Annotated in this window: 26 protein-coding genes; 15 read left to right on the forward strand and 11 right to left on the reverse strand. The window is 67.4% G+C overall.

The window, feature by feature from the left end; translation table 11 throughout:
* Positions 1 to 105: 105 nt before the first annotated feature.
* On the forward strand, positions 106 to 777 hold the full coding sequence (locus tag ACGFW6_RS20140) for a TetR/AcrR family transcriptional regulator (protein WP_393511314.1): 672 nt from the start codon (positions 106 to 108) through the stop codon (positions 775 to 777).
* A 466-nt stretch (positions 778 to 1,243) separates the two neighbouring features.
* Entirely contained in the window at positions 1,244 to 1,972 is a 729-nt protein-coding gene (locus ACGFW6_RS20145) for a putative quinol monooxygenase (protein ID WP_393511317.1), read from the forward strand.
* Between the two features lie 662 nt (positions 1,973 to 2,634).
* On the opposite strand, the gene ACGFW6_RS20150 is transcribed toward ACGFW6_RS20145, so the two are convergent.
* The 4 genes from ACGFW6_RS20150 to ACGFW6_RS20165 form a co-directional block, all read right to left on the reverse strand.
* A complete protein-coding gene (locus ACGFW6_RS20150) occupies positions 2,635 to 3,408 on the reverse strand; it encodes an enoyl-CoA hydratase/isomerase family protein (protein ID WP_393511320.1) in 774 nt (257 codons plus the stop codon).
* Between the two features lie 10 nt (positions 3,409 to 3,418).
* Positions 3,419 to 4,984, reverse strand: a complete 1,566-nt coding sequence (locus tag ACGFW6_RS20155; protein WP_393511323.1) for a class I adenylate-forming enzyme family protein — start codon at positions 4,982 to 4,984, stop codon at positions 3,419 to 3,421.
* 379 nt (positions 4,985 to 5,363) lie between these two features.
* Entirely contained in the window at positions 5,364 to 6,590 is a 1,227-nt protein-coding gene (locus ACGFW6_RS20160; RefSeq protein ID WP_393511326.1) for an SDR family oxidoreductase, read from the reverse strand.
* Positions 6,587 to 7,780: an acyl-CoA dehydrogenase family protein gene (locus ACGFW6_RS20165; RefSeq protein ID WP_393511329.1), complete on the reverse strand. Its 1,194-nt coding sequence runs from the start codon at positions 7,778 to 7,780 to the stop codon at positions 6,587 to 6,589. Before ACGFW6_RS20165 ends, ACGFW6_RS20160 begins: the two co-directional genes overlap by 4 nt.
* Before the next feature lie 132 nt (positions 7,781 to 7,912).
* Here ACGFW6_RS20165 and ACGFW6_RS20170 point away from each other — a divergent pair, with 132 nt between their 5' ends.
* On the forward strand, positions 7,913 to 8,488 hold the full coding sequence (locus ACGFW6_RS20170) for a TetR/AcrR family transcriptional regulator (RefSeq protein WP_393511332.1): 576 nt from the start codon (positions 7,913 to 7,915) through the stop codon (positions 8,486 to 8,488).
* A gap of 165 nt (positions 8,489 to 8,653) precedes the next feature.
* Here the strand turns inward: ACGFW6_RS20170 and ACGFW6_RS20175 are convergent, their stop codons facing one another.
* From ACGFW6_RS20175 to ACGFW6_RS20185, 3 genes are all read right to left on the reverse strand, one after another.
* On the reverse strand, positions 8,654 to 9,229 hold the full coding sequence (locus ACGFW6_RS20175; RefSeq protein ID WP_393511335.1) for an isochorismatase family protein: 576 nt from the start codon (positions 9,227 to 9,229) through the stop codon (positions 8,654 to 8,656).
* A 294-nt stretch (positions 9,230 to 9,523) separates the two neighbouring features.
* A complete protein-coding gene (locus tag ACGFW6_RS20180; protein ID WP_393511338.1) occupies positions 9,524 to 10,621 on the reverse strand; it encodes a LysR substrate-binding domain-containing protein in 1,098 nt (365 codons plus the stop codon).
* Complete coding sequence (locus ACGFW6_RS20185; protein ID WP_393511341.1) at positions 10,612 to 11,172, reverse strand: alpha/beta fold hydrolase; 561 nt, start codon at positions 11,170 to 11,172, stop codon at positions 10,612 to 10,614. Before ACGFW6_RS20185 ends, ACGFW6_RS20180 begins: the two co-directional genes overlap by 10 nt.
* 356 nt (positions 11,173 to 11,528) lie before the next feature.
* Between ACGFW6_RS20185 and ACGFW6_RS20190 the strand changes: the two genes are divergently transcribed.
* The 4 genes from ACGFW6_RS20190 to ACGFW6_RS20205 all read left to right on the forward strand — a co-directional run bounded on the left by ACGFW6_RS20190 (position 11,529) and on the right by ACGFW6_RS20205 (position 14,683).
* Positions 11,529 to 12,449: a VOC family protein gene (locus ACGFW6_RS20190; protein WP_393511344.1), complete on the forward strand. Its 921-nt coding sequence runs from the start codon at positions 11,529 to 11,531 to the stop codon at positions 12,447 to 12,449.
* Between the two features lie 17 nt (positions 12,450 to 12,466).
* Positions 12,467 to 13,006 carry an aldehyde dehydrogenase family protein gene (locus tag ACGFW6_RS20195; protein ID WP_393511347.1) on the forward strand — a complete coding sequence of 180 codons (540 nt, stop codon included), beginning with the start codon at positions 12,467 to 12,469 and terminating at the stop codon, positions 13,004 to 13,006.
* 138 nt (positions 13,007 to 13,144) lie between these two features.
* Complete coding sequence (locus ACGFW6_RS20200) at positions 13,145 to 13,516, forward strand: nuclear transport factor 2 family protein (protein WP_393511350.1); 372 nt, start codon at positions 13,145 to 13,147, stop codon at positions 13,514 to 13,516.
* A gap of 63 nt (positions 13,517 to 13,579) precedes the next feature.
* Entirely contained in the window at positions 13,580 to 14,683 is a 1,104-nt protein-coding gene (locus ACGFW6_RS20205) for a zinc-binding alcohol dehydrogenase family protein (protein WP_393511353.1), read from the forward strand.
* A 440-nt stretch (positions 14,684 to 15,123) separates the two neighbouring features.
* Here ACGFW6_RS20205 and ACGFW6_RS20210 read toward each other — a convergent pair whose 3' ends face one another.
* On the reverse strand, positions 15,124 to 15,972 hold the full coding sequence (locus ACGFW6_RS20210) for a fumarylacetoacetate hydrolase family protein (protein ID WP_393511356.1): 849 nt from the start codon (positions 15,970 to 15,972) through the stop codon (positions 15,124 to 15,126).
* Positions 15,973 to 16,388: 416 nt separating this feature from the next.
* Here ACGFW6_RS20210 and ACGFW6_RS20215 point away from each other — a divergent pair, with 416 nt between their 5' ends.
* Positions 16,389 to 16,853 (forward strand): SRPBCC family protein, encoded by a 465-nt coding sequence (locus tag ACGFW6_RS20215; RefSeq protein WP_393511359.1) that lies wholly within the window; start codon positions 16,389 to 16,391, stop codon positions 16,851 to 16,853.
* Here ACGFW6_RS20215 and ACGFW6_RS20220 read toward each other — a convergent pair.
* Positions 16,781 to 17,761: an ABC transporter ATP-binding protein gene (locus ACGFW6_RS20220; protein ID WP_393511362.1), complete on the reverse strand. Its 981-nt coding sequence runs from the start codon at positions 17,759 to 17,761 to the stop codon at positions 16,781 to 16,783. The two genes, ACGFW6_RS20215 and ACGFW6_RS20220, sit on opposite strands and share 73 nt — an antisense overlap.
* A 160-nt stretch (positions 17,762 to 17,921) precedes the next feature.
* On the opposite strand from ACGFW6_RS20220, the gene ACGFW6_RS20225 reads away from it, so the two are divergent.
* From ACGFW6_RS20225 to ACGFW6_RS20235, 3 genes are read left to right on the forward strand one after another with little or no spacing between them, the layout of a single operon-like run.
* Entirely contained in the window at positions 17,922 to 18,215 is a 294-nt protein-coding gene (locus ACGFW6_RS20225; protein ID WP_393511365.1) for a hypothetical protein, read from the forward strand.
* 4 nt (positions 18,216 to 18,219) lie between these two features.
* Positions 18,220 to 18,759, forward strand: coding sequence for a hypothetical protein (locus ACGFW6_RS20230; protein ID WP_393511368.1), 540 nt, complete (start codon positions 18,220 to 18,222; stop codon positions 18,757 to 18,759).
* On the forward strand, positions 18,732 to 19,172 hold the full coding sequence (locus tag ACGFW6_RS20235; RefSeq protein WP_393511934.1) for an SDR family NAD(P)-dependent oxidoreductase: 441 nt from the start codon (positions 18,732 to 18,734) through the stop codon (positions 19,170 to 19,172). The genes ACGFW6_RS20230 and ACGFW6_RS20235 overlap by 28 nt, the downstream gene beginning before the upstream one ends.
* 889 nt (positions 19,173 to 20,061) lie before the next feature.
* Here the strand turns inward: ACGFW6_RS20235 and ACGFW6_RS20240 are convergent.
* Together ACGFW6_RS20240 and ACGFW6_RS20245 are read right to left on the reverse strand one after the other, a co-directional pair.
* Positions 20,062 to 20,832, reverse strand: coding sequence for an IclR family transcriptional regulator (locus ACGFW6_RS20240; protein ID WP_393511371.1), 771 nt, complete (start codon positions 20,830 to 20,832; stop codon positions 20,062 to 20,064).
* A 391-nt stretch (positions 20,833 to 21,223) separates the two neighbouring features.
* A complete protein-coding gene (locus ACGFW6_RS20245; RefSeq protein ID WP_393511374.1) occupies positions 21,224 to 22,135 on the reverse strand; it encodes a fumarylacetoacetate hydrolase family protein in 912 nt (303 codons plus the stop codon).
* Positions 22,136 to 22,321: 186 nt separating this feature from the next.
* Here ACGFW6_RS20245 and ACGFW6_RS20250 point away from each other — a divergent pair, with 186 nt between their 5' ends.
* Genes ACGFW6_RS20250 through ACGFW6_RS20265 form a run of 4 tightly spaced genes read left to right on the forward strand, consistent with a single transcriptional unit; the run spans position 22,322 to position 25,306 of the window.
* Positions 22,322 to 22,798 (forward strand): SRPBCC family protein, encoded by a 477-nt coding sequence (locus ACGFW6_RS20250; RefSeq protein WP_393511377.1) that lies wholly within the window; start codon positions 22,322 to 22,324, stop codon positions 22,796 to 22,798.
* Positions 22,795 to 23,196, forward strand: coding sequence for a nuclear transport factor 2 family protein (locus ACGFW6_RS20255; protein ID WP_393511380.1), 402 nt, complete (start codon positions 22,795 to 22,797; stop codon positions 23,194 to 23,196). Before ACGFW6_RS20250 ends, ACGFW6_RS20255 begins: the two co-directional genes overlap by 4 nt.
* Positions 23,193 to 24,359 (forward strand): NADH:flavin oxidoreductase, encoded by a 1,167-nt coding sequence (locus ACGFW6_RS20260; RefSeq protein WP_393511383.1) that lies wholly within the window; start codon positions 23,193 to 23,195, stop codon positions 24,357 to 24,359. Before ACGFW6_RS20255 ends, ACGFW6_RS20260 begins: the two co-directional genes overlap by 4 nt.
* Before the next feature lie 38 nt (positions 24,360 to 24,397).
* The gene (locus ACGFW6_RS20265) at positions 24,398 to 25,306 is read left to right on the forward strand and encodes a VOC family protein (protein ID WP_393511386.1); all 909 of its coding nucleotides are present in this window, start codon (positions 24,398 to 24,400) and stop codon (positions 25,304 to 25,306) included.
* The last annotated feature ends 23 nt before the right edge of the window (positions 25,307 to 25,329 follow it).

A 25,329-nucleotide genomic window follows, 5' to 3' on the forward strand; every position in this document is an offset into this window, starting at 1 on the left:
TTCCCGGCAAACCCCTTAAGGAAACCACCACCATGGCTGGCGATACAGCGGGATTTAATCTCAATGAGACATCAATGCGACATAGCCCTGTGACATACTGACCGCGTGGCAAAGGACGGAGAGACAAACGGTCCCGATGAACTCTGCGCAACCGTCGGTGAGGACGTCGGTGATCGGGTTCGCAGCCGCTCCGTGAAAGAGCGTCGGCGGGATTCGGCGAAAACCCGGGCCGACATCCTCCACGTGGCGGTCCAACGGTTTGCCCGCGTCGGCTACGCGCACGTGACGCTCAAGGAAATCGCCGATGACGTCGGTGTCACCCCTGCGATGATCGTGCGCTACTTCGGGTCCAAACTAGGCCTCTTCAAGGCAGTCGTAGGAGATAATGCCGGATCCTGCCCGGTCGTTCCGACCGATAAGCCCCACGGGGATCTCGCAGAACTGGTGGCCAGAGACACCGTCAGCTACTGGGACGACGAGAATTCCAGATGGACTGCAATGGCGGTGGTTCGTTCGCTGGAGGTTCCCGAAACTGCCGCGCTCTTTCGCGAAGAGATCCAGAGCAGGATCATCGGACCAGGGAACAGCGTGATAGCGGGCGGTGAGGACGCCGAGATCAGACTGCGCCTGCTCGCCGGCGTCATCATGGGAGCAGGTCTGATCGGACTGGGAGCGCTCCTGGAACCGGACCGACCGAAGCTCAGCCATGACGAGTTCGAGTGCGTCGTTCGTTGCCTCACCGCAATGATCGCTCCGGCCATAGGCGGGGAAATGTGACCCGCCGCATCGGCGCGGCGACGACACTCTGCTGCCCAATCCCCTCCTTCCTGTTCACCCGTGCCCAGCTCACGGGTATCCGCGGCTCCCGACCGGCCGGATCGCCGGACCTCGTTGGCTCTCGATGTCGTCCCGGCCGACTCCGGCCGCGTCCGTATGTCCGGCCGGGGGCTGATCCCGGCAGGCGAGGTGGGCGACCTGTCGGTCCATGCCGAAGTTACCGCGGCAGACCAGTTCCGCAGAGCGGGACACCGAGATCGCGTGGCCCACTGCGGTTGGGCGAGAGTGCTTGCACCATGGGCGTTGTTCATCAATTGCTTCTGTAGAGCCCGATGAATGTCGATGCGTCGGTGAAACCTGAGGCCGGAGCAGTGAGCGTGTCCTGGCACCGACGTATCACCGCGTCCACCGAATGCGGCGGGTCCGCCGAGTCCGACAGACGAAAAGAATGGAGCCTGGTGACCGAATGACTGCCACCCGGGTGCTGCATCAGTTGACGGACAGCGAGAATCGAGACGCCGAGCTCATTGAGCATGTGCAGCGCGTCCGCAAGGAGGCGGGCTGCACCGAGGCGGAGTGCTACCGGAGCGCGCTTGATCCACAGAAAGTGGCGATAGTGGAGCTCTGGCAGGATCAGTACGCATATGGCGACTACTGGACGCGGGTGCTGAGTTCTGCTGACCCGGGGCCGGTGCTTCGCTCGGCATCGAGCCAGGCGCAGGGCGAATCGGCCTCGGAGTTCTATCGGCACCAGTACTTCTATCCGGATCCGGTGTGGGTCGCGGCCGGTCACAAGGACCGAACCCAGAAAATCTTCTGGCCGGCCGGGGACGGTGTGCGGGTCATCATCCAGACCAGCATGCCGAACGTGGACGCCGCGCTGCCGGCGTTGCTGGAGAACATGCGTGAAACGCAGAGGGAACCTGGATGCCTTCAGTTCGAGCTCCTGCGCAGCATCGAGTTCCCGAACCACATACTGTTGCTCGAGCTGTGGCCGAGCCAACAAATCTTCGACGCGCATTGGCAACTGCGAATGAAGGTCGGGTCTGACGAGGAAGCACCTGAGCCCGCGCCACGGCAGCAGGGTTCGAACGGAATGGAGTTTTACCGGCATCAACCGTTCCAGCATCTGTACGACCGCTGGATGCCGGCCGAGGTCACCAAGCGGTCGGAGACGGTGATTTGGCCCGATTAACCGGACGACTCGGCTCGTGAAGCCCGTCCGGACTGCGGTTCATAGCCGTTCGTGACGGCATCGTTCTCGAAGGCCCGCAGGAAGATCAGAGCAGCGACTTGTGCTGCTCATCGCGCACCCCGGACGCGGCGGCACAGTGCGACTGTGCCGCCGAATGCGGCGGGTCCGCCGCGTCCGGGGCTCGAGCACGGACAGCACCACTGGTCGCCCGGTTCTGTGCATCCCTCTCCAGCGACAGCGGCCGGCGAAAGTCGCCGGCTGTCGGCCCGCCTCGGTCGGGCGGTTTCCGATGTGCTGAGGGCCGGTGAGGGCCACTCTGGTGTCCGTCGGTTCGCGGGGGCGGGGACTCGGCGGGGTGCCGAGTCGACGAAGACGGTCCACGACCGTACCAGGAGCGCCGCCCGCCGCCACGTCGCCCCCCGGCGAGGCGATGATGTCCCACGCTGCCTGGTCACGGCGCCGAGCAGCGATAACCTGGTCCACCACGAACGCGGGATCGGCGACGTCCCCCGCATGCAGGCCGTCTCGTGGCTCGGCGGGCCGAGGTCGGCAACGATGACTTTGCCCCCCCCGGCTCGGCGAGTCGGGGGGGCAAAACGCTTGTCCGAGATCCCCCCGCCCCCCGGCGCCAGGGCCGTCACACCGCGAGGGGAAGCTCACTTCTATCCGTTGACCAGGGACTTTCGGTACTCGCGGAACAGAGTCATGAACTCCGACGAACGGATCGCGACGCCCTGGCTGCGCGCCTCGTGAACCAGCACCTCCGTCTGAACGTCGCAGTACTCACTCTGGTAGAGGGCACGACGAGTCACGGAGGCGGCCCGGGTCGGCTGGCGCGCCAGGAGCGCCGCGTATTCCAGGGCATCCTCAACCGGGTGCGGGGACGTTCGCCACGCAACAGCGAGCTCCTTGGCCTCGCTCGCCGGGACCCTCCGACCGGTCAGCATGATGTCGAGCGCGTCCTGGATGCCCACCAGCCTGGGAAGGAAATAAGAGACTCCGAAGTCCGGGCCCAAGCCCATGAGGATGAACGGCGTGCGGAAGTGCGCGTCGTCGGCGAAGATCCGGAAGTCGCAGGACAGTGCGAGGCCGAAGCCGGCACCTACTGCGGGTCCGTTGACAGCGGCGATCGACATCTTGCTCATCGTGCGGATCCGGACCGGGACTTCGCATGTCTTGCGAATGTAGTCCTCGGCCTCCGCCGCGTCATCAAGGTCCCAACCCGAGCAGCCCTCGAAATCGGCACCGCTGCAAAAGGCGTCTCCGGCGCCGGTGAAGACCGCGACGCGGATGGCTGGATCCTCCTCGATCTCGTCCAGGACGCCCGGCAGGAGTTCGCAGAACATCTCGTCGTCGAGGGCGTTCTTTCGCTCGGGCCGATTCAGACGCACGAGTGCCACACCGTTGCCATATCGTTCCAGCTCGACCTTACTCACGCCAACCTCCCTATTGCCCGGCCCGCTCATTGGCCGGGACGACCCTGTCGTGTTCGCTCGACGCTTCCACCGCCGAGGCGACAGCGGCTCGAAGTTTGCGTTTGAGGATCTTGCCGCCTGCGTTCTTCGGAAGTTCGGGCAAGAAGGAAAAAGTCTTCGGCACCTTGTATCCCGCCAGACGTGCCTGGCAGAACTCCCGTAGCTCGCCTCCGGTCGCCTGCTCGGCCGGGTGTACGGTCACGCAGGCATGGACCCGCTCGCCCCACTGCGGATCCGGCAAGCCGATCACCGAGACCTCCCGGACAGCGGGGTGCTCGTAGAGGACGTCCTCGACCTCCCGGGGGTACACGTTCTCGCCGCCGGAGATGATCAGATCCTTCAGCCGGTCGACGATGTAGAGGTACCCGGCTGGTGAGCGGTACCCAAGGTCGCCCGTGTGCATCCAACCGTCGTGGATGGCCTCAGCCGTGGCGCTCGGATTGTTCCAATAGCCGCTCATCAGGCCGGGACCGCGGACGAGTACTTCGCCGACCTGTCCGACTTCGGCCTCCTGCCCGAACGGATCGGCAATCCGCGTGACCATGGATACGGCATCCGTGCCGGCCGACCCGAGCAGGTCCACATGCTCGACCGGGTCGTGGTCGTCGCCCCGCAACGCGGTGGCGACGCCGATCTCGGTGGAGCCGTACGTCTGGATGAATCGGCAGCGGAAAACACCCATCGCGCGATGCAATACCTGTGGCGAGATCGTGGATCCTCCGTACTGGATCTCGCGCAGCGTACGCAGGTCTGTCGACCCGATCGCCGGATGGTTGGCGAGCTGATTGATCAACGTGGGAACGAGCAGGACGTGCGTGGCACCGTGCTCCTCGATCAATCGCAGAACGAGTTCGGGGCTGTAGGAAGGGACCATGATGTTGGTGCCACCCATGTACGCGAACGAATAGGTGACGTTCGACGCGATGTGGAACATGGGAAGGGCCTGCACCAACACATCGCCGGGCCGGAGGCTGTACTCGGCAACGAACGAGTTGATGCGCGCCCACAGCGATGCGTTGGTGATCACGGCGCCCTTGGGCCGACCAGTCGTACCACTCGTGTAGAGAATGCTCGCGATCCGCTCGGGGGCCAGAAATGAGCTGTCGTACGGCTCGGCTGAGGCGATCTGCTCCTCGTACGACTCTCCGTGCCCGTCGTGCCCAAGGTGCCAGTTCGGCAGACCGATCGCCTCCGCCTTCGCGGCACAGCCAGGGCCGTGGAGGAGCAGCTTAGGGCCGCTGTCTCCCACGATGTATACGATTTCGGGGACGGAGAGCCGGTGGTTGACCGGCACCAGGATGAGCTCGGCTCGCTGCGCCGCCACTTGGATCTCGAGATATTCCGCCTCGTTCTGAGCCAGCAACGCGACGCGGTCACCCGGCTCGAGGCCGGCGGCCCGCCATGCGCCGGCCAGTCGCGCCGCCCGGTCATGCACGTCGGCGAAGGTCAGCGAGCGGTCCCCAGCCACGACCGCAGTGCGCTCGGGGAACCGTGTCGCGGCGTTGGCCACAGTGTCTGGGACTTCGATGACTGCCATGGACACGCTCCTTGGAGGTACACTCTGGGGGCCGCACTGCCGGCCGGCAACGGCGGGAAGTTTGGCGTGCACCGCTTGAGAAGGCGCCGCGTCCCGTCCACCACGTCCGGACGCGCCAAGGGCTCGGCGACGAGGATCGGCGTCTCCGCGGTCTCGTCGTCCTGACCGGAACGCGCTCTGCTCAAGTGCGAGGATACGTCTGTAGGATATACCGTTTAACGGAAGGTTTCGCTAGAGGTGCGGCACTGGCCGTCGGTCGACAATGCAAGCCGGTGCTGCCTCCTCGCGCGGGCTCGACGAGGTGCTCGGCGACGGCGAGACACTTCTCGACCAGGGAGCCGAAGAGACCCGCCGCCGAACTGGGCACGACCCGCCGCCGTCAATGACCGGACATGCCGCCGTCGACGGCGAGCGTGGCGCCGGTGATGTAGGACGAGGCGGGACTGGCGAGAAAGACGACCGCGGCGTCGAGTTCATGTTGCAGCCCGAGTCTGCCCATGGGGCTGGTCTGCCGGATGAACGTCATGAGCTGTTCCTCGGGGATCCCGGCGGTCATCTCACTGGTGAAGTAGCCCGGCGCGACGGCGTTGACCCGGATGCCACGGCGTCCCGTCCACTGCTGTGCCAGGTCCCGGGTGAGGCCGATGAGGCCAGCCTTGCTGGCGGCGTAGGCCGCCTGCGGGGCATACGACTTGATCAGCCCGAGCACGCTGGCCACGTTGACGATGCTGGAACCGGGCTCCATGACACGGCCGCACGCCTGAGCCGCCCAGTAGGCGCCGTTGAGGTTGACGTCGACGACGCGGCGGAAGTCCTCCGGGCTTTCCTTCAGAGCGGGAACCGCCATGCCGATGCCAGCGTTGTTGATCAGGATGTCGACGCGGCCGAACTCGTCGACCGCGGATCGCGCCAGCGTCTCGCACTGTCCCGGATCGCCGACGTCGGTGGCGACGGTGACGGCACGGCGGCCGGTGTCGCGCACATGTCCCGCGACCTCCGTCAGCCGGTCGGCGCGGCGGGCGGCGAGGCGGGCATACAGCCGCTCCATGTCGGCGAGTTCGCGAGTCCGGACGCGTTGCCACTGGTCGTACCAGCGCTGGACCTGGCGCGTCAGATAGCCCTGCGGCTGCCCGAACCCGGTGAGTCCCACCGCGCCGGGATCGACGGCGTGCAGGCGCGCGAGCACGTCGACCAGGCCGTACGCACAGCGTGCGATCTCGGTGTCCGGCAGCGCGTGCAGCTGCTCGACGGTCCGGATCACCCTGCCGTCGACGTGTTCGACCACCGAGAAAGGCACCCCGAGTCCGTCGTCCGCGCCCCCGAAGGCCACGGCACGGGCCACCGGGACGTCACTGCCCGCGAGCGCGGCGACCACCCGGTACTCACGCTGCATGTCGTGCGCGGAGGGAGTGAGCCCGCCCAGCGGAGGACGGCGGACAACCCATCGCGCCTGCCCGTCGGTGACCCGATAGGTGAGGTTCGACCGGCCGCCCTGCAGCAACTCGGCGGAGAGCCCGCCGCGGAACTCGGGCACATGTGCGCTGAAGAAGCGCTCGAGTGCGGGCAGGTCGAGGCCGTCCACAGTGGTCTCGTCCGCGCCGGTCATCGTGTGGCCGCCTCGGTGTGGCGGCGCACGACGCGGCGGGCGATGGCCCAGCGGTGGGTCTCGGACGGGCCGTCGTAGATCCGGAAGGGCCTCACCTCCCGCAGGAACCGACCGAGCAGGATGTCGCCGGACACACCGAGCGAGCCGCAGATCTGCAGCGCCCGGTCCACGACCCGCCAGACCGCTTCGGCGCAGAAGGTCTTGGCGATCGAGGTGGACTGCGAGGCGGAGCGGCCCTGATCGAGCTCCCAGCAGGCCTGGAGGATCAGTCCACGCGCGGCGGCGATGTCGATCTCGTTGTCGGCGATCATCTGCTGCACCATGCCGAGATCGCCGAGCCGCGAGCCGAACAGCCGGCGGTCGGCGGCCCGGGCGACGGCGATGTCCTGCGCGCGGCGGGCGATGCCCAGCCACCGCATGCAGTGGGTCGTCCGAGCGGGCCCCAGCCTCACCTGCGCGTAGCGGAAGCCTTGGTCGACCTCGCCGAGCACCGCCTCGTCCGGTACGACGCAGTTGTCGAAGCGCAGCTCGACATGGCCGCCGTAGAGGCTCTCGTCGAGCGTGTCGATGTGCCGGACCGTTTTCATGCCGGGGTTGCCGGCGTCGACCAGGAACATGGTCGCGCCGCCCTGGTCACCGGGTTCACCCGAGGTCCTGGCCATGCAGATCGCGAACCCCGCGCCGTCGGCGCCGGTGATGAACCACTTGTGTCCGTCGATGCGCCAGCCACCCGGCACGCGTTCCGCGCGGGTCGCCAGGGCACTGGGGTCGGAGCCGGCGCCGGGCGCCGGCTCCGTCATCGCGAAGCAGGACCGGATGGCGCCGGCCGCGAGCGGGCGCAGGTAGCGCTCCTTCTGCTCCGGAGTGGCGATGGCTTCGAGCATGTGCATGTTGCCCTCGTCGGGGGCGGCGATGTTCAGCGCCAGCGGGCCCAGCAGGGAGTACCCCGCCTCCTCGAACACGGCGGCCCTGCCCCGCATGTCCAGAGCGTGTCCGCCGAACTCTGTGCCGACGTGCGGTGCGAAGACTCCCGCCTCTTTCGCGGCTCGCTGCAGCCCGGTCCGGACGTTCTCGGTGCGCGCGATGCCGCGGTGCTCTTCCTCGGCCGGGATCACCACGTCACGGACGAAGTCGGCGGTGCGGCGTGCGAGGTCCGCGGCGGCGGGGGCGTGGGTGAGGTCGACTGCCATGGCGACTCCCAATCTGGCTAATGATGATTAGCCCCTACTCTAGGCGGCCACTCGGTGGGGTACACCATGGCCAATGTCACTGCCATCGAGGGGGTCGGCTATCCTCTATTAGCCCGGGAGAGGAGCGCAAGGGTGAGTCGAGCCGACGACATCCGTGCCGCGGCGCTGGAACTGTTCACGCGCCTCGGCTACGAGGCGACCACGATGGACGACATCGGGCGCGCGGTGGGCATGCGCGGGCCGAGCCTGTACAAGCACGTCGCGTCCAAACAGGACCTGCTCGCCCAGATCATGATCGCGACGATGGACGACCTCCTCGCCGCGCACCGCGCGGCCGTCGCCAGCGGCGAAGGCCCGGTGGCACGCCTGCGCCGCGCCACCGAGGCACACGTCCGCTACCACGCCCGGCACCGGCTCGAGGCCTTCATCGGCAACCGCGAGATCCGCAGTCTCGTCGAGCCGCATCGAGGTCGCGTGCTGGCCCTGCGCGCGGAGTACGAAGCCGGCTTCCGCGCGATCCTCGACGCGGGCGTCGCGGAGGGATGCTTCAAGGTCGCCTCCACGCGGCTGGTCTCCTACGCCGTCCTCGACCTCGGTATGGGGGTCGCGGCCTGGTATCGCGAGGACGGCGAACTCACCGAGGACACGATCGTCTGGCAGTACGGTGATTTCGCCCTCCACCTCGCGGGCGCGGGCCCTGACAGCTAGCTCCGCGCTCCGGTGGCCTGTCCCAGGCTTGGTCAGATGAGCCAGAAACGCCGTTTACCTGGGACAATGGGAACCCGTACGGGATCCGGGTCCCAGGCGCATGACAGCCGAAAGGCCTGAGGGCCGGCGAGACCCACAGGCTTTTCGGTTCGGGGCGGGTGTGGCTCAGGCCATGCCCAGCACGGCGCCCACCGCCTGGCCGCGGGGCGTGGTCCAGTCGACGGCGAGCTCGGACACGATCTGCGCCGTCGAGACGATCACGGCACCGGCCTGCTCCATGCGGCGCAGCGCGGCGTCGTCACCGATCTTGGTGAAGGAGGACGACGCGTCGGTCACGACCTGCACCTCGTAGCCCTCGTCGAGCAGCTGCAGGACCGGGAAGACGACGCAGACCTCGGTGGTGATACCCGCGACGATCAGCATCTTGCGGCCGGTGGCCCGGACCGCCTGGGCGAAGTTCTCGTCGTGCATCGCGTTGACGATGCCGGCCCGCTTGACCCGGTTCGCGAACGCCTTCGGGGCGATCTCCTCGAGCTCCGGCAGCAGCGGCCCCTGGACGTGCCCCTCCATGCTGGAGGTCAGCACCAGCGGCATGTCGACGGCCGTGGCGATCTTCGCCAGGTCCAGGGCGGACTTCTTCACGGCCTCGAGGTCGTGCGACTTCGTCCACGACAGCGTGCCGGTCTGGTGGTCTATCAGCAGCATCGCCGCGTTCTCCGGGGTGAACACGTTTTTGTGCATCACAATTCTCCTCTTCTGGATGATGCATCAACTGATAACTGGGCCTGCGTCTTGATCGACGCAGGTGCCCTCGCCCAAGCGGTGCCACGCGCGGTCGAAGTGGGCGAGGGCATCGATGGCGTCGCTCGGCGCTTCCTTGAGCTCAAGGGTCTCGGCGGCCACGATCATGGCGTCGCGGGCATCGACCGCGCTTGTCGCGCGGCCCCTCATCCATGAACACCGAGCTCGCCGTCATGGACACCGGCCGGTGCGGGCAGCCGCCGAGACCAGACCACCCCCACGCCGCTCGGGCGCTCAGGAAGGCGCCGTGGAACGCGTCGGGAGGGTTGGGCTGGGAGCCGGCGGGGCGAACGAGGACAGGGGGGAGCCGAATGGCATCGGATCTCCTGCCGGGTCAATCGTGGGTGAGCTGCATCGCGCGGCCGCCCCCATGGCCGTTTGCTGGTTGACGGCGACCACCGGCCCCGCCGGAGACGGCTCGGCAGGTGACGGCGGAACCACCTCGTGCGTGGCGCCTGTCCAGGGGCGAAGAGCGAGGAAGTTGTCCAGGACGGGCGTACGTCCCTGAGCCGGCCAGACCAGCCCGACCTGGACCTGGGGTGCGCCGCGTCTGAGGCGCCGGAAGGTGACGCCGGTAGGGGCGGTGGTGCGGGCGGTGGCGGGCACGAACCCGACGCCGAGGCCGCCGCCGACGAGTCCGAGAGTCGAGTAGAGCGACGTCACGGTGTGCAGGACCCGCGGGCTGAAGCCGGCGCTCGCACAGGCGGCGATGTAGGAGTCGTAAAGCCCCGGCTCCAGGTGCCGTTCGAACAGGATGAAATCCGCTGCCGCCAGGTCCGCGAGGTCCAGGTCGGGCTGCTCGGTCAGCGGATGGGTCGTGGGAAGAGCGATCCTCACCTCCTCGTACGCGACCGTCTCCCCCTCCAGGTCCGCACGCTGCTCGATGGGCAGGCGGACGAACGCGCAGTCGACCTCACCACGCGCCGCTCGCTCGATGCCGTCGTGGGTGAAGCCCTCGACGACCCGGATTCGCACCTGCGGGTAGTGCTCCCGGAAGCGTCTGAGGGTGTGCTGCAGCAGGCCGAACAGCGCCTGCGGGATGAAACCGATGCTGAACTGTCCCGTCAGGCCGTTGCCGGTGGCTCGGGCGCGTTCCTTGGCGACGTCCACTCGCTTGAGCACGGCGATGGCCTCTTCGTAGAACGCACTGCCGGCCTCGGTCAGAGTGACGGTCCGCCGGTTGCGGTTCAGCAGCTGAGTGCCCAGCTCGTCCTCGAGCGCCTTGACCTGCTTGCTCAGGGCCGGCTGAGCGATGAAGAGTCGTTCGGCGGCCCGCCGGAAGTGCATCTCCTCCACGACGGTCACGAAGTACCGCAGGTGCCTCAGTTCCACAGCGGGCTCCTGTCGTCCGACCGTCCGACTTCGGACAGGAAGCCGTCGAAATCCTCCGCGTGGGGAAGGTGTCCCGCTCCCTGGACCCAGGACATTCGGCCGTCCTGCAGCGAGGCGACCCGCTCCTCGGCGTACGACTGCGGGATCACGCCGTCGGCGGCGTCCCAGACCACCGTCGGCGGGCAGCGTACGCCTGCTGCCCGCCGGGCCGAGTCGCCGATCGCCGCAGCGCGCGGGGCCGGGCCGCTCAGACCGAAGACGTCCGGTGCGCTGCCGCCGGCGGGCATGCCCGCCGGCGCGACGGGGAGCAGCGACCGGAGGAGATGGGGCGCGAGGAGCGCGAGTCCGTCGGCGATCCGGCCCGCGCGAGCGGACCCGATCACTTCTTCGCCGACTTCCCCGGCGCCGAGTTCACAGAGCAGTCGCTGGTGGACGTCGGCGTGGAGGCAGAGGGTCGCGCCGCCATCGCCGTCGTCGACCACGCACAGGCTGCCTGTGCGAAGCTCTACGCGGGACTCCCGCAGGCCTGTGTCCGTTGCGCTGTCGCTCACGAGTGGCCTCCGGTCGATCGAGCCTGGCACCTGCTGCGATCGAAGCTACTGCGCGCGAGACACGGTGACAAAGACCCGTCTACCCAGCTGTGATAACTCGCAGGTATCAACGGACTGATAGTTCTCGCTTATCACAGAGCCCCGAACAGGTATTGGAACGTTCGTTGCGCCTGTCTCTAACGTGGGCCAGCACCGGGTCCATTTGACCGGCCAAGGAACTCTATCCGCCAATGCATCTTTTGCATCAAAGCGGACCCGACCGAGCTCGAGCCGGATGGACAGGAGAGTGCTCCTACTTCGCCAAGGCCGAGTCCGTATACAAGAACACCGTGCACGACACACGCGGGAGCCAGCACATGACACTACGAGTCACAGGCCTGCTGCATTTCGGTATGCAGGTGCCCGACCTCTCACAGGGCGAGAAGTTCTACGGCGACTTCGGCCTCGAAACCGGAGAGGACGACGGTCGGCTCGTCGTCCGGTGCGACGGACGGGACCAGGACCAGGCCCTGATCAGCGAGGGCCCGAAGAAGGCCATCGGGCACGTGGCATTCGGCATCGAGAACGGGTCGACGGACGAGTGGACCCGCCACCTCGAAGGGCTGGGCCTGAAGCTGCTGGACGCGCCGGCCGGCGGCCGGGAGGGCGGCCTGTGGTTCCGTGACCCCGACGGCAACCACATCAACCTGCGCGAGGAGCCCCTGGCCCAGTGGCGTTCCTTCGGCGAGCAGACCTACAACTGGGGTGACGTCGCCCCCCGCGTGGACCAGGCTGCCTGGCAGACGCTGATTAACTCCCGCACCAGGCCGCGCCGCATGGGACACCTGCTGCTGTTCTCGAGCGACAACGAGAAGTCCGAGCAGTTCTACACCCGCACGATCGGCATGCGGCTGTCGGACAAGATCCCCGGAGGGGCGACGTTCATGCACTCCGCCCCCGGCGACCACCACATCTTCGGGTTCATCCAGAGCACCCACCCCGGCCTGCACCACACCAGCTGGGAGGTCGCCAACATCGACGAGATCGCGATCGGCGCGCAGACCATGTCGCAGCGCGGGTACAGCGAGGCCTGGGGCCTGGGCCGCCACAGCCTGGGCTCCAACCTGTTCACCTACATCCGCGACCCCTGGGGCAGCTGGATCGAGTACTTCAGCGACATCGACAAGATCGGCGAGAACTGGGAACCGAGCGGCACCGACGTTCCCCCGGCCGTGTGGTGCGCCATGATGCCCCCCGAGACGTTCCACATCAACTTCGAAGAAGCGCCTCGGTCCTGACCGGTCCGCGCGCATCGATGCACGCGGACGACCCCCTTTTAGCCGATGGGGGGTGGCGCGAGCCATCGAGCAGCCGGACGGTCCCCGTCATCTCACCGACGAGCGGGGAGCGGTTCGCGTCGGACGGCACCGTCGGCCGATCTCTCGGATGCGGACGTCGCGGGGTCGCCGCCGCGCGGCGTGCCCTGTGCTCACCGGAGTGGGCCGGTATCGGCCCGGAAGAGCGCGCCATCCTCCTGGAGGGGCTCGCCGAGGAGCTGGGCAAGATCCGCGCCGAGCGTGCCGCGCTCACCACCGTGCAGAACCGTATGCCGATCGGCCTGGTCCAGGCCTCCGAAGGCGGGGGCCCGGTCCGGCTGGTGCGCTTATTGCGCCGGACTTGCCCGGACCAGCCGTGCGAGGTCGCGTCGGCGCTCGCGTCGGGCTGCGCGGTGGTGCTCAGGCCCTCACCCGAGACAACGCTCACCGCACTCGGGTCGGCGACCGCGGCGAAACCTGCCGGGCTGCCGACCGGCGTGCTCAACATCGGCACAGTCGGCGTCGAGATCGGCCGGTAGCCGGCCGCGCATCCCGGCGTGAAGAACGTCGCCTTCACCGGCCTGATACACCGCGGCCCACGAGATCCATGAGGAGTGGGCTCGGCAGCGGCCGCCCTGCTCGACCTTCTGCTTCTGAGACGACGACGGGAGCCCCCGATGAGCAACGTGAACACGGATCACATCGCCGAGGTCTTCGCCGCGATCGAATCCCAGGACGTGCCGACCATCTTGAGCATGTTCGCCGAGGACGTCTCCACCACGTTCGGCAACGAAGAGTCGAAGATCGGCCGGGCCCAGATCGGCGAAAACCTGGCCGCCTTCCACCAGACCATCGCCGGCCTCAGACACACGATCCTCAAGACCTGGTCGGACGAGACCGACGTGGTCATCGAGGCATCTGTCACCTACGACCGGCTCGACGGCCGGCAGGTCACGCTGCCCACCGTCACGATCATTTCCTATAACGACGCGGGCAAGATCACCTCGTACCGCGTGTACTTCGACCTGGCGCCTGTCTACGCACCGTAAGTCGAAGTGCTGTCCGCGTTGATGGCCTCGGGCCCGGCAGATCAGAAAGAATGAAGAGAAGACATGACAACCATCAGCGCCGCGACCGTCGACATCTGGCCGCAACCCGAGCCGCCCGGTGACACCACGCGAGCTGTGCTCTTCAAAGAGCACGGCGGGCCGGAGGTGCTCTACGTGGGGTCGGTGCCGACACCGACCCCTGGTCCGGCAGACGTGCTCATCCGCGTGGCCGCCGTGAGCGTCGGCCGAACACTCGATCTCCTCGCCCGCTCCGGGCGCGGCCCGTACCGGGATTTCCCGTTGCCGCACGTGCTCGGCGCCGAGCACGCCGGCGTCGTGGTCGCCGTCGGTTCAGACGTCACGCAGCACAAGATCGGCGACCATGTCGCGGTCTTCCCGATCATCAGCTATGACGACCCGGTGGTCCGACCCAGATACCCGGAACTGTCGCCGGCATCGGGGATGCTGGGCATCACCCTGCCCGGGGCCTACAAGGACCACATAGCCGTGCCCGCCTCCAACGCTTTCCCCGTGCCCGCCGGAATGTCCCCTGCCGACGCGGTCGCCGTCGCCCTCGCGGGAGTCGTCGGACTCACCCAGCTCGAACGAGCCGGATACGAGCGTGGCCAGCGAGTCGTCGTCCAGGGCGCGTCCTCGGCGCTCGGCTCGACCACGGCGCTGCTCGCCAAGCATCTGGGTGCTCGAGTCGTCGTCACGTCGAGGGACACCAGCAAGCGAGAGCGGCTCGCCGCGCTCGGCTTCGAAACGGTCCTCGACTCCGGATCGAAGACACTCGCCGATGAACTGCGGGGTGTCTTCGACGGAGAGGGGGCCGACATCGTCATCGACAACCTGGGTGACCGGGATCTCTGGGAGCAGGGCATGGCGGCGCTGGCACCGGGCGGCGCGATCGTCAGCTCCGGCGCCTTCCTCAGCCCGCGGGTCGACATCGATCTGAGGCGCCTCTACCGCTGGGGCCACCGAGTGATCGGCGTCCTCACCGGCCACAAGGAGGCAGCACCGCGCCTCTGGGGCGAGGTCGAGGCCGGATTCCGCAGCGTGGTCGATCGCACCTTCCCGCTGGAAGACGCCGGCACGGCACACGCCTACATGGAGGCCGGCAACGGTGTCGGTCGCGTGGCGCTCCTCAACTACGTGCCCTCCTGAGGAAGCGCGCGTAGTGCGCTTCAGAACCTCATCTGCTTCGGGTACCGCCGCCATGCCCACCCGCCGTGCAGCCGCAGGCACTTGTCGTCCTGGGTACCGGCGCTGTGGGCGGGCGGCGGTACCCTTTGCGCGCTGACGCGCCAGCTGGTGAGCATCCTGGCGGCGGGCTCGGCGTGTCGCACGGTCCTGGTCCGAGCGCCGACGACTGCCCTGGCGGGCCGCCGCAACACATGCCGGAATGGCATGGGCTCGGCGAAGGTCGCAGCCGGTGGAGTGGACCGGCCGACCATTGTCTCGCTGTTGGCGGCGACGTACGCAACGACCGGTCTGCGGCGGTTGTGGGCTCCGCCCGGGAAGGGCGTCGAACCCCGCGCGCGTGCAGCGAAAAGACTTCCGAGGAGGGCTGTCAGGCCCTCCTCGGTCCAGCGGCGAGCGTCACGTCATCGAACGTCTGGAGGGCCGATGGGAGTGACGAGCGTTCCAAGGCCCTCGATGGTGATACTCACGACGTCGCCGGCTTCGAGGAACTCCCCCCGAGGCGCTCCCACGCCGGCCGGCGTGCCTGTCAGTATCACGTCACCCGGGTTGAGGGTCATCGTGTGCGACGCGTACGAGATGAGGTCCTGAAGCGGCACGTACATCGCGGCGGTCGTGTTGTCCTGCTTGACGGCACCGTTGACCTCCGTCCGGATGGCGAGTGCCGACGGATCACCGACCAGCCTCGCCGGCACCAGCCCAGGACCGAGTGGGCAGGAGCCGTCCTGGGACTTGTGCCCCAGCCAGTCGAAGGCGAACGGAGCCCCGATCGCGTCCTCCCGTACGAACCGTCCACGTGCGGACAGATCGTTGGCGATCGTGTAACCAGCGACATGATCAAGCGCCTCATCAGGGGCAACCCGCCGGGTGGTGCGCCCGATGACCACGGCCAACTCCGCCTCGTAGTCGAACCGGGGGTTGTCGCCAGCGGGCAGGGCAACCGCGGCGTCGGGACCGACGACCGTTGTCACCGGCGGCTTGAGGAAGAAGAAGGGCGGCGGGGCCACCGCGGGCCGCTCGATCCCCATCTCTTCGAAGTGGTCGACGTAATTGGCTCCCGCGCACAGCACGGCCCGGGGATAGGTGATCGGCGCGATCACCTCGAAATCCGAGACCGGCTCAAGTTGGTCCTGTTCGGAGGCGGCCAGCACCGCATCAACGGTCTCCCACTCCGTGAGCAGATCCATCATCGGCTTGTTCCGCAGCTCGTGCGGGAGGTGCCGGTACTTCCCGGCCCCGTCGGCGACGACCACGAAGGGTGCGCCTTCGCCGGGGTCGCGTACCTGAAGGAGCATGCCCGGGGTCGTCGTGAACGCGCCGCTCATGCGGAGCCCTCCCTTTCGAGTTGCTTTCAGAGCCGAAGATCCAGACTAGGGTCGGACAGACCACCACCTCCAATATCTGTCCGACCCCCTGTGATGACCCTGGGATATCAACAGCCTTGATAACTCACGGCGATCACAGGGAACCGAACAGGTCATTGTTGTCGCGCATTACTGGCAGTACCGTCCTCCGCACCAGGTGTCTGGCGCAACCAACCGGAAACACCTCGTTAGCGGCAATGCAACGGTTCGAGAATGAGTAATAAAACGTCGAAACGATCCGCCTCGCCGCGCAACCCGCACCTGCCAATTCGGCTCCACGACAGGAAGAAAGCAGGCTACCTGAGATGGCCACGATCGTTCATGATGTTGTCGTGAACAAACCCGGTCAGGCTTACCTCTCGCGAGAGGACGTCTGGGGCGGGCTCGAGATAAAGGCCCGGAACGCGCCCAGGTTCGTCAAGGCGATCGAGACCTGCGAGGTCCTTGAGGAGGGCGACAACTGGCTGCTTCGTGAGATCACCGGCGGGGGCGAGCGTCACATCGAGCGGGTTACCTTCACACCCCTGAATGTGGTGCGGTTCGACCGGGTCGAAGGCAACTCGACTGGTTACATCACCAACGAGATCCACGACACGGACGACGGCCTGGTGCTCCGGTTCAGGGTCGAGCTCACGCGCGACGATCTCGAGCCCGACGGTGAGCAGGAGCGTGCCTATTTCGAGGCCGTCCGGGTCGGCTACATCGACGCCGTGGAGACGACGCTCGCGGCCACACGTGAGCTCCGGTCGGACGTGAAGAAGGCGGGATAGCGGGGACGCACTGTCATCGAGCAGCCGAGCAGAGCGCCATACGCATGACGTGGCTGCCAGATGGCCCCGCCGTCCCGCAGGTCGGGGTCGCCGTGGAGCTGCTCCGCGGTGCCCTCGGCGGCGACCCTGCCCTGCTCCAGCACATAGCCGTGGGACGCGATCTCCAGGGCCAGGGAGGTGTTCTGCTCGATGAGCAGAATGCAGGTCCCCCACTGCGCGAGCCCGAGCGAGGGCTCGTGCAACATCAGGCGCGGCGACTGCATCAGGGCACGTCCGATCGCGAGCATCTGCTGCTCGCCGCCCGACAGGTATCCGGCCTTCTGGCGGCGCCGTTCCGCCAGGCGCGGAAAGACCTCCAGGACCTCGCCCGGCGCAGCGAGTCGATCCTTGCGCCCCTTGAGCGTATGCCCGCCGGCGAGCAGGTTCTCCTCCACGCTGAGCCCGGCGAACACCCGACGGTTCTCCATGACGTGGGCCACGCCCAGCGCCGGCAGCCGCGACGGGGAGAGCCCGTCGACGCGCGTGCCGTCGAGCTCGATCCGGCCGGTCGAGCGGCCTCCGTGGGTGGCCGACCAGGTTCGTGATCGCTCAGGACGGTACTCGTCTTGCCAGCGCCGTTCGCCCCGAGCAGCACGATCGTTGTGCCTTCCGGTACTTCCAGCGACAGGTCGCGCGCGGCGGCGACGACGCCGCCGAGTTAAGTGAACGTCACTTCGTGCAGCGCGAGGACGGGCGGTGCTGCGCGGCTCATCACTGCCCCCTTCTGGCGGCCCACGCCGCCTGGTCCCAACAGGCCGGTGGCCATCATCAGCGCGGTTTGACAGACGGAACACGATCAGTGATTCTCCCGTCACCTGAACGGCAACTCGACGGCAGCGGCTCTGGCAGGCGCACGCCGTCGCGAGCACCCGCCAGGGCCCGTAGATCCGTGCCTGGCCCGCCGCTTGTATCCCTTCCCCCGCCCCTCATGTGCCGGAGTACGCCACTTCGGCCGTCGGTCGGTACCTCGTGCCCTGAGCCGGAGCCCTGCGCGCTCGGTCACCAACCCTCACTGTCCGGAGGTTTTTCGTGGACCGCTATGCCCACCCGACTCCACCCGGTCCCTGGCCGAAGCCAGACCATTCGCACGACGCTGAGCGGTCGGAGCACCGTGAAAGCCACCGCGAAGCCACCGATCACGCCGGGCGAGTCCTCCTCCTCGTCAACACCGTCCCCCTCGCCGCCGGCATCCTGCTGTCCTGCTTCACCGAGGTTCCCGCGGTGCCCGTGCTCGGGCCGCTGACGCTGGGCCTGCTGTGGAACGTCCTGCAGTGCTGCCTCTTCGTCGCCACCGCCTGGTGGTACGACGCCTCCTGGAGGTGAAGCGGTGACCTTCGACATCTTGAGCTCGGGCGTACTCAACCCCGCGGGTCCGGGCGTCAGGCGCTCCGTCATCATCGCCTTCCTGGTCTTCATCGGCCTGGCGCTGCTGTGGATCTTCATGCTGGCCGCGGCGGAGGAAGACACCCCTGAGAAGCTCTACGTCGCCGACCGCTCCCTGTCCCCGGTGTTCAACGGCTTCGCCATGGCCGGCGAGCACATCTCGGTCTTCCTGCTGGGGGCCTCGGGGACCATCGCCCTGTACGGCTACGACGGTGTGACGTTCGCCGTGGACACCTTGCTGGCGCTGGGTGTCGCACTGTTCTTCGCCCAGGCGATACGCGACAACGGCCGCTACACGCTGGGCGACCTCTTCGCCCAGCGCACCACGGCGCAGGGAACCCGAATTGCCGCGACCCTGGTGACGCTGGTCATCACGATTCCGATGCTCGTTGTCCAACTGCGCGCCGCTTCGCGTTCAACAACACCGGGGTCTCCTCGACCGGGCGCACCGCCGACCTGGCACCGGAGGACTGGCAGCGGGTGATCGGGGTCAACCTCACCGGCACCTTCCTGTGCATGCGGTACGAGATTCCCGAGTTGCTCAAGACCGGTGGTTGCATCGTCAACACCGCCTCGATCTGGGGGCAGGTCGGCCGTGCGGGCAAGGCCGCGTACGCCGCCAGCAAGCACGGAGTCGTCGGCCTGACCCGGAGCGTGGCGCACGAGTTCGCCGACCGGGGCCTGCGCGTCAACGCAGTCGCACCCGGCCCGATCGCCACGGAGATGACCGCGGCGATGCCCGCCGACGTCATACGGACCACCGTCGAGCGCACCGCGCAGAAGCGGTTCGGGCGGAGCGGTGAGGTCGGCGCCGCCGTGACGTGGCTGTGCTCACCCGAGGCCAGTTTCGTGAACGGAGTCGTCCTGCCTGTCGACGGCGGCTGGCTGGCCAACTGACGCGTGCTGCCATCGGCTGCGGGTTCACCACCCGGGCCGGCGCCTGAGCGAGTGCCGCTCGGCTAGAACCGGCTCCGCAGAGCCGGTCGTCCGCCTGTGCGGCTATGACGCCATGGCTTTGACCCTCGAGGATGAACCGACCGTCGGAGACGTAGCCCAGGCTGCCGCGGTCATCGCGGTCAGGCTGGGGGTGCGGGGATGGATCTGGAGGATGCCGACGGCGATTCACAAACTCGAAGCCCCGACTACAAGGTCACCCGCGCACCCGCCGTCCGATCCAGCCGGGCATCTCCGCCGACGCTCGGCAAGGCGCTGCCGCCGGCTGGTCACCGATGCTTTTCGGGGCATGCCGGATCACGAGCGCCGAGCCTGGCAGCAATCCGGCCCGTGCCGGGCCGCAGCTCAACTTTCAGGGTGATTCTCGGATCGGCCGGCGAGTGAGGTGTCACGCGTTGCCGCGCCTGGCCGCCCTCCTGAGATCGACGGCCGCGGACATCGAGCACGACCTCATGCCCTAGCGACGGCACTAAGCGGCCGCGGCGCCGAGGGCGTTCCCACCCGGGGAGACGCTGCGTTCCGCACACCAGAATCCGTGAAGCGAGTCGTTCCGTAGCGCACGACCCGGTCACAGCTTGCCCGTCAAACCTTGTGAACCCGCCCACGAGGCCGCTCGCGAAGAGACCGCCGCCAAGCCACGCCTCGCTCGTCAGGCCACCGGAGCATCGGTCGCTCTTCTCGCCGCCGGGCAATTGCCGGGTTCGCACGTCGCTCGTGGTCACGAGACCGACTTCTCGGGCAGCAGGATCGGTTCCGGATGGCGGCACGGCGGCCACCGCGCTGTCGGCCAGCGCGGTGGCCGCGACCTGCGGGCGGCGTCACCCCCTCACCGTCAGAGCCGGCTTGAGACATGTGCGGCGGTGTCCAGGAGCAGAGGCAAGAACTGGCGTATGTCATCCCGTGTTGCCTGCAGGGCGGATGCGATCAAGGCGAGGGTCCCCACTGCTCGCCCCTGTCCGGGGTCCCGAATCGGGACCGCCAGACCGATGACTCCCCGCTCCGAGACCTCATCGTTGAGGGCCCAGCCCTTCCGTCGTACGAGCGCGAGGCGTCGCCGGAGTTCTCTGAGGTCGAACCCTGGATCACGAGGGTTGCCGGGAACACCGAGCGGATACAGCTCCAGCAGCTCCTGCTCGGGCAGATCGGCGAGAAGCACATGTCCCGCAGAGGTGCTGTGGGCCGGCAGCAGCTGTCCGTCGCGCAACGGCAGGCGGCATTGACGCGAAGCCATTCCCACCAGAGACCTGACGCCGTTGCCCTCGAGGATGCAGAAGTTGACGGAATGACCCGTCGCTTCGCTGATTTCCGCCAGGAAGGGAAGCACGGTCGCCTCGACGCTGCGCGGCCGGGGAAGAGCGGACGGCGGACCGAAGCCCGCACTCCAGTGATAGACGTGACTGTGGTCCTTGGTCACCCAGTTGTGCGCATGGAGGGCGGAGAGAAGCCGGTAGGCCGTCGGTTCGGAGATTCCCAGCAGACCCGCTGCCTCGCGTACCCTGATCGACTTGCGCTCGGCCAGAACCTCTACGAGCCGCAACACGTTCTGCACGCTCTTCGCCGCGACCCCGGAAGGCGCCGGCCGCGGCTCACTGACACGCGACATACGCTCTCCTCTCCAGCCGACGAGATTGTCATCATATGCCTGGTCAGGTGGCTGTTGGACAATACTTCGGCGGCTTACAGAGGGGCGCCGTCGCACGACGGGGCATCGCAACGGAGGGCTGTCGGCCGTCCCGCAGCTCATTGATCCGGACCCGCTCACGGGGTGCTCCGCACCGGGCGGCCCGCCCGGTGCGGCGACCATGAGCGGCGCCTTCCGCGATGCGGGCTGCGCTGCCTTGCCCTCGGCGGGGACGGATCACCCGTCCCCGCCGAGGGCAAGGCCATCATCGCCGACAACGTCCTCGCACTCGCCGGCACCGCATCGGTCGGTGCGGTTCGCACGGCGCCCGTCGCGGGGCCGTACGACGATTGGCTCAGGCAGCCGTGAACTCCTACTTCGCCTCGACAATGCGGTTCGTGAGCTCACCGATGCCGTCGATCCAGGCACGGGTGACATCGCCCGCCTGCAAGAAGTGGTCCCTGCCTGCGCCTACGCCAGCGGGCGTCCCGGTCAACAGCACGTCTCCCGGCTCCAAGGTCACCCACTGGCTCGCGCCGGCGATCAGGTCCTCGATCCGGATGACCATGTTGGCTGTCCTGGAACGCTGCATGCTCTCGCCGTTCACGTCGAGCCCCAGTGAAAGGCCGTACGGGTCGGGTATCGACCAGGCCGGGACGATGCCGGGGCCGAGCGGACAGAAGCCGTCCTGACCCTTGTGTGCGAGCCAGTCGAACTGGAATACGGGCGCGACACTGTCCGGATTCGGGAAGTCGCCGCGCGCGGAGATGTCGTTCGCCACGGTGTATCCGGCGACATGCTCCATGGCCTGATGACTGGGGATGTGGCGCCCGCCCGAGCCGATGACGACTGCGAGTTCCACCTCCCAGTCGAGGCGAGGGTCACTCGTGTGCGGGATGACGACGGGCGCCTCCGGTCCGATGACGGTGGTGGTCGGCGGCTTGAGGAAGAGGAACGCCCGACCGTGCGCCTTGGGTGGCTTCGTTCCCATTTCAGTCGCGTGGTCGAGGTAGTTGGCCCCGGCACCCAGCACCTTCGGTGGATAGGTCACGGGCGCGGAGAGCTCCGCCCCGGGAATTGCGGCCAACGCGTCAATGCTCACCTCCTGACCGATCTGTCGGAGGGCCTGGCTCGCCGTCGGCCAGTCCCGCAACAGCTGCAGAACGTCCGAGCCGTGCAGGCCCTCTGGCAGTGTCCTTATCACGCCGTCGCTCAGCACACCTGCCCGGGGCCGGGGATCGTCTTCGGTGACGTACTGGGCGAGTGACCATGCAGGAGATTTCATACGGCCGACTGTCCGGGTGGAGCCCCTGTGGAGGGGTCCCGGGCGGCGACTTTTCGCAGCATGAAATCTCTGTGCGGGCTCGCCTCGCCGGACCGCGGACGGCCGATGCTCCTTCCACACGAGCACCGATGACTCGGGAGCCCCGGCTCCGCACCCGCACCCGCACGCCAAGAAGAGGCGGATCCCATGATCGAGATCGAGCGCACCCTGACGGTGAATGACGGGACTGGCCCCGACATCACCGTCGACCAGATGTGGGAAGGCCTGATCGACAAGGCCCGCAATCCAATGCGGTACGTCCCCGAGATCACCGCCTGTACGGTGACCGAGGAGTTCGACGGGGGGATCGTTCGCGACATCATCAACTTCGGAAAGCCCGTCACCGAGGTGGTGACCTGGTACCCCCAGCGTCTGGTGCACTTCGTTCGCACCCGCGGCGAGGTCATGGGCACGATCGACAACGACCTCCAGGTCGACGAGCAGGGCGAGCTGCAGCTCACCTTCCGCTTCCGGCTCGCCGTCAGGGGCATGGAGCCGGGCGGGTCTGAGGAGTCCGCCTTCGCCGGTGAAATGGCGGCCGGCTACCTCAACGCCGTCAGGACGACGATCCGGATGGCCCGCGAGAAGGCCCACGGCGCGGCATCAGCCGGGACCGGGCAGTGAGCGGGACAGCGGCCGGCAGACGCGCCGAGGCCGAGGCGATCTTCGCCGCCATCGACGGCGGCGACATCGACGCGCTGATCGCGTATTTCGCGCTTGACGGCACCCAGCGTTTCGGGAATCAGGAGCCTGCGCGAGGACATGCGGCGATCGCCGAGGCGAACCGCTCGTTCCTTGGCGCGCTCGACGGCATCTCTCATCGAGTGGTGAGCGTGATGGGGAACGACCGCACGACGCTGATCGAGCTGGACGTCACCTACCGGGTCGACGGCCGGCCGCCGGTGACCATTCCGGTGGCCACCGTCTACGACAGCGACGCGGACGGGCTGATCACCGACTACCGGGTGTACTTCGACCCCACGCCCGTCTTCGGCACGACCAGCGAGAAAGACCGGACATGAGTTCTGACCACTTCCCGGCCGCGGGGCAGGATCGCCTCGCCGAGCCGCTCGACCTGGGCAAACGCGTCATGCGCAACAGGATCGCGCAGGCACCGCTGTCGGTCTCCTACGGGAGTCCCACCGGCGAGGTCACGGCTGCGACGATCGGGCACTACGCACGTCGCGCGGCCGGCGGTGCCGCCATGGTGATGACCGAGAATTTCGCCATCAGCCAGTCAGGGCGCCAGCTTCCCCGGCAGTGCCTGATCTCCGGTCCTGAGTTCCTCGACGGCCTCACCGAACTCGCGAGCGCGATTCATGCGCACGGAGCCCTCGCGGTCATCCAGATCGTGCACGCGGGTCGCTACGCGGGTCCGTGGGAACAGTACGAGGCGGCCCGGCGACTCGCCCCGAGTGCGGTTCCGTTCCCTCTCACGGCCGACCGCACCGTGACTCCCGCCGAGGCCACCCACGAAGAACTGGACCAGGCGCGCCAGGACTTCGTCAGTGCCGCTCGACTCGCGCGTGACGCCGGTTTCGACGGAGTCCATGTGCATGGTGCCCAGGGCTTCCTGCTGTCCTCGTTCCAGGCACCCCGCATGAACAAGCGGTCCGACGCATACGGGGGCGACTTCGAGGGACGCACGCGTCTCGCGCGGGAAGTCGTCGCGGACATCGTCGACGCGGTCGGCGACGACATGCTGGTCGGGTACCACCTGATGAGCGACGAGATGATGCCGGGCGGCTGGCAGCCGGCGGAGGCCGCGCGGTTGGCACACGACCTCGAGGAGATCGGCGTCGACTTCATCGCACCGATTCCGACCACGTTCGAGTCGATCCGCGAGCAGGTTCGTCTCACCGGCAACGACCCGACCGTCTTCAACGCCGACGTCTTCCGCACCATCTCCGCCGCCACCGGCACCCCCCTCTTCGCGAACGGCGGGCTGGGCAGTCCCGTGGACGCCCGAGCCGTGCTCGAGAAGGGACTCGCCGACGTGATCATGCAGGGGCGCCCCCTTCTCGTGGATCCGGACTGGAGCCACAAGACGCTGAACGGAAACGAGGACTCGATCGTCGTGTGCCCCTGCGATCCGGCGGCCACCTGCAAACGGACACAACTCACGGGGGTCGTCTGCCACTCCTGGTCCGAAGCCGATCAGGCCAAGGGATTCGTCGGAATCTGAGGGACAAAGCAAGTGGAACAAGAAAGTAGGAGTGAAAAATGAGGGTACGAGGAATTCTGCGCTACGGCCTGCAGATCCCGTCGCTGGGTGTCGGGCATGATTTCTACCGCAACTTCGGCCTGCAGGTCGAAGAGCGGGACCAGGCTCTCGCGGTCCGGTGCGATGGCCGTGACATGGATCAGGCCGTCCTCCACGAAGGGCCCCGCAAGCAGCTGCAGTATGTCGCCTTCTCGATCGAGGAGGGGTCCCTTGCCGACTGGAAGAGGCATATCGAGTCCACCGGAACCTCTCTCGTCGACGCACCGCGCGGCGCGGACCAGGGAGGACTGTGGTTCGAGGACCTCAACGGCATCCTGGTGAACCTCCGAGAAGATCCGCTCGCTCCTTGGCGCAAGGCCCTCCCGGAGGAACAGGAGTTCAACTTCGGGGACAACATCCAAAGGGTGGACCGGACACGGTGGCAGACCGCCGGCACTCCGGCCTCTCCACGACGTCTCAGTCACATGCTGATGTTCGTTCCCGACATGGCGAAGGCGGAACAGTTCTACACGTCGCGCCTCGGTCTGAAACTGTCGGACCGTATCCCCGGCCATGCGACGTTCATGAATTCCGGACCCGGTGACCACCATGTGTTCGGGTTCATCCAGTCGACGCACACCGGCCTTCACCACTCGAGTTGGGAAGTCACCAACTTCGACCAGATCGCCGTCGGGGCGCAGACCATGGCCGACAAGGGTCACGTAGTCGGCTGGGGCCTGGGCCGTCACACGATCGGCTCCAACATGTTCCACTACATCCAGGATCCGTGGGGAAGCTGGATCGAGTACAGCGCCGACATGGACCGGATCACCGAGGCATGGGAAGGGCACGACTATGAAGTGCCACCGGCGGTCTGGTGCCCGATGGCCCCGGGAACCTTTACCACGAACTTCGAGCAGCCCCGCTAGCTCACTGAGCCGGGAATTCCGAA

It is taken from the genome of Streptomyces sp. Y7 (assembly GCF_043195415.1).
Classification (GTDB): domain Bacteria; phylum Actinomycetota; class Actinomycetes; order Streptomycetales; family Streptomycetaceae; genus Streptomyces.

Bases quoted from the DNA above. Each gene is read 5' to 3' on its own strand.
- ACGFW6_RS20260 (WP_393511383.1), top strand. From the start codon at position 23,193: ATGAGTTCTGACCACTTCCCGGCCGCGGGGCAGGATCGCCTCGCCGAG.
- ACGFW6_RS20155 (WP_393511323.1), bottom strand. From the start codon at position 4,984: ATGGCAGTCATCGAAGTCCCAGACACTGTGGCCAACGCCGCGACACGG.
- ACGFW6_RS20165 (WP_393511329.1), bottom strand. From the start codon at position 7,780: ATGGCAGTCGACCTCACCCACGCCCCCGCCGCCGCGGACCTCGCACGC.
- ACGFW6_RS20200 (WP_393511350.1), top strand. From the start codon at position 13,145: ATGAGCAACGTGAACACGGATCACATCGCCGAGGTCTTCGCCGCGATC.
- ACGFW6_RS20175 (WP_393511335.1), bottom strand. From the start codon at position 9,229: ATGCACAAAAACGTGTTCACCCCGGAGAACGCGGCGATGCTGCTGATA.
- ACGFW6_RS20240 (WP_393511371.1), bottom strand. From the start codon at position 20,832: ATGTCGCGTGTCAGTGAGCCGCGGCCGGCGCCTTCCGGGGTCGCGGCG.
- ACGFW6_RS20205 (WP_393511353.1), top strand. From the start codon at position 13,580: ATGACAACCATCAGCGCCGCGACCGTCGACATCTGGCCGCAACCCGAG.
- ACGFW6_RS20190 (WP_393511344.1), top strand. From the start codon at position 11,529: ATGACACTACGAGTCACAGGCCTGCTGCATTTCGGTATGCAGGTGCCC.
- ACGFW6_RS20265 (WP_393511386.1), top strand. From the start codon at position 24,398: ATGAGGGTACGAGGAATTCTGCGCTACGGCCTGCAGATCCCGTCGCTG.
- ACGFW6_RS20160 (WP_393511326.1), bottom strand. From the start codon at position 6,590: ATGACCGGCGCGGACGAGACCACTGTGGACGGCCTCGACCTGCCCGCA.
- ACGFW6_RS20195 (WP_393511347.1), top strand. From the start codon at position 12,467: ATGCACGCGGACGACCCCCTTTTAGCCGATGGGGGGTGGCGCGAGCCA.
- ACGFW6_RS20250 (WP_393511377.1), top strand. From the start codon at position 22,322: ATGATCGAGATCGAGCGCACCCTGACGGTGAATGACGGGACTGGCCCC.
- ACGFW6_RS20245 (WP_393511374.1), bottom strand. From the start codon at position 22,135: ATGAAATCTCCTGCATGGTCACTCGCCCAGTACGTCACCGAAGACGAT.
- ACGFW6_RS20215 (WP_393511359.1), top strand. From the start codon at position 16,389: ATGGCCACGATCGTTCATGATGTTGTCGTGAACAAACCCGGTCAGGCT.
- ACGFW6_RS20145 (WP_393511317.1), top strand. From the start codon at position 1,244: ATGACTGCCACCCGGGTGCTGCATCAGTTGACGGACAGCGAGAATCGA.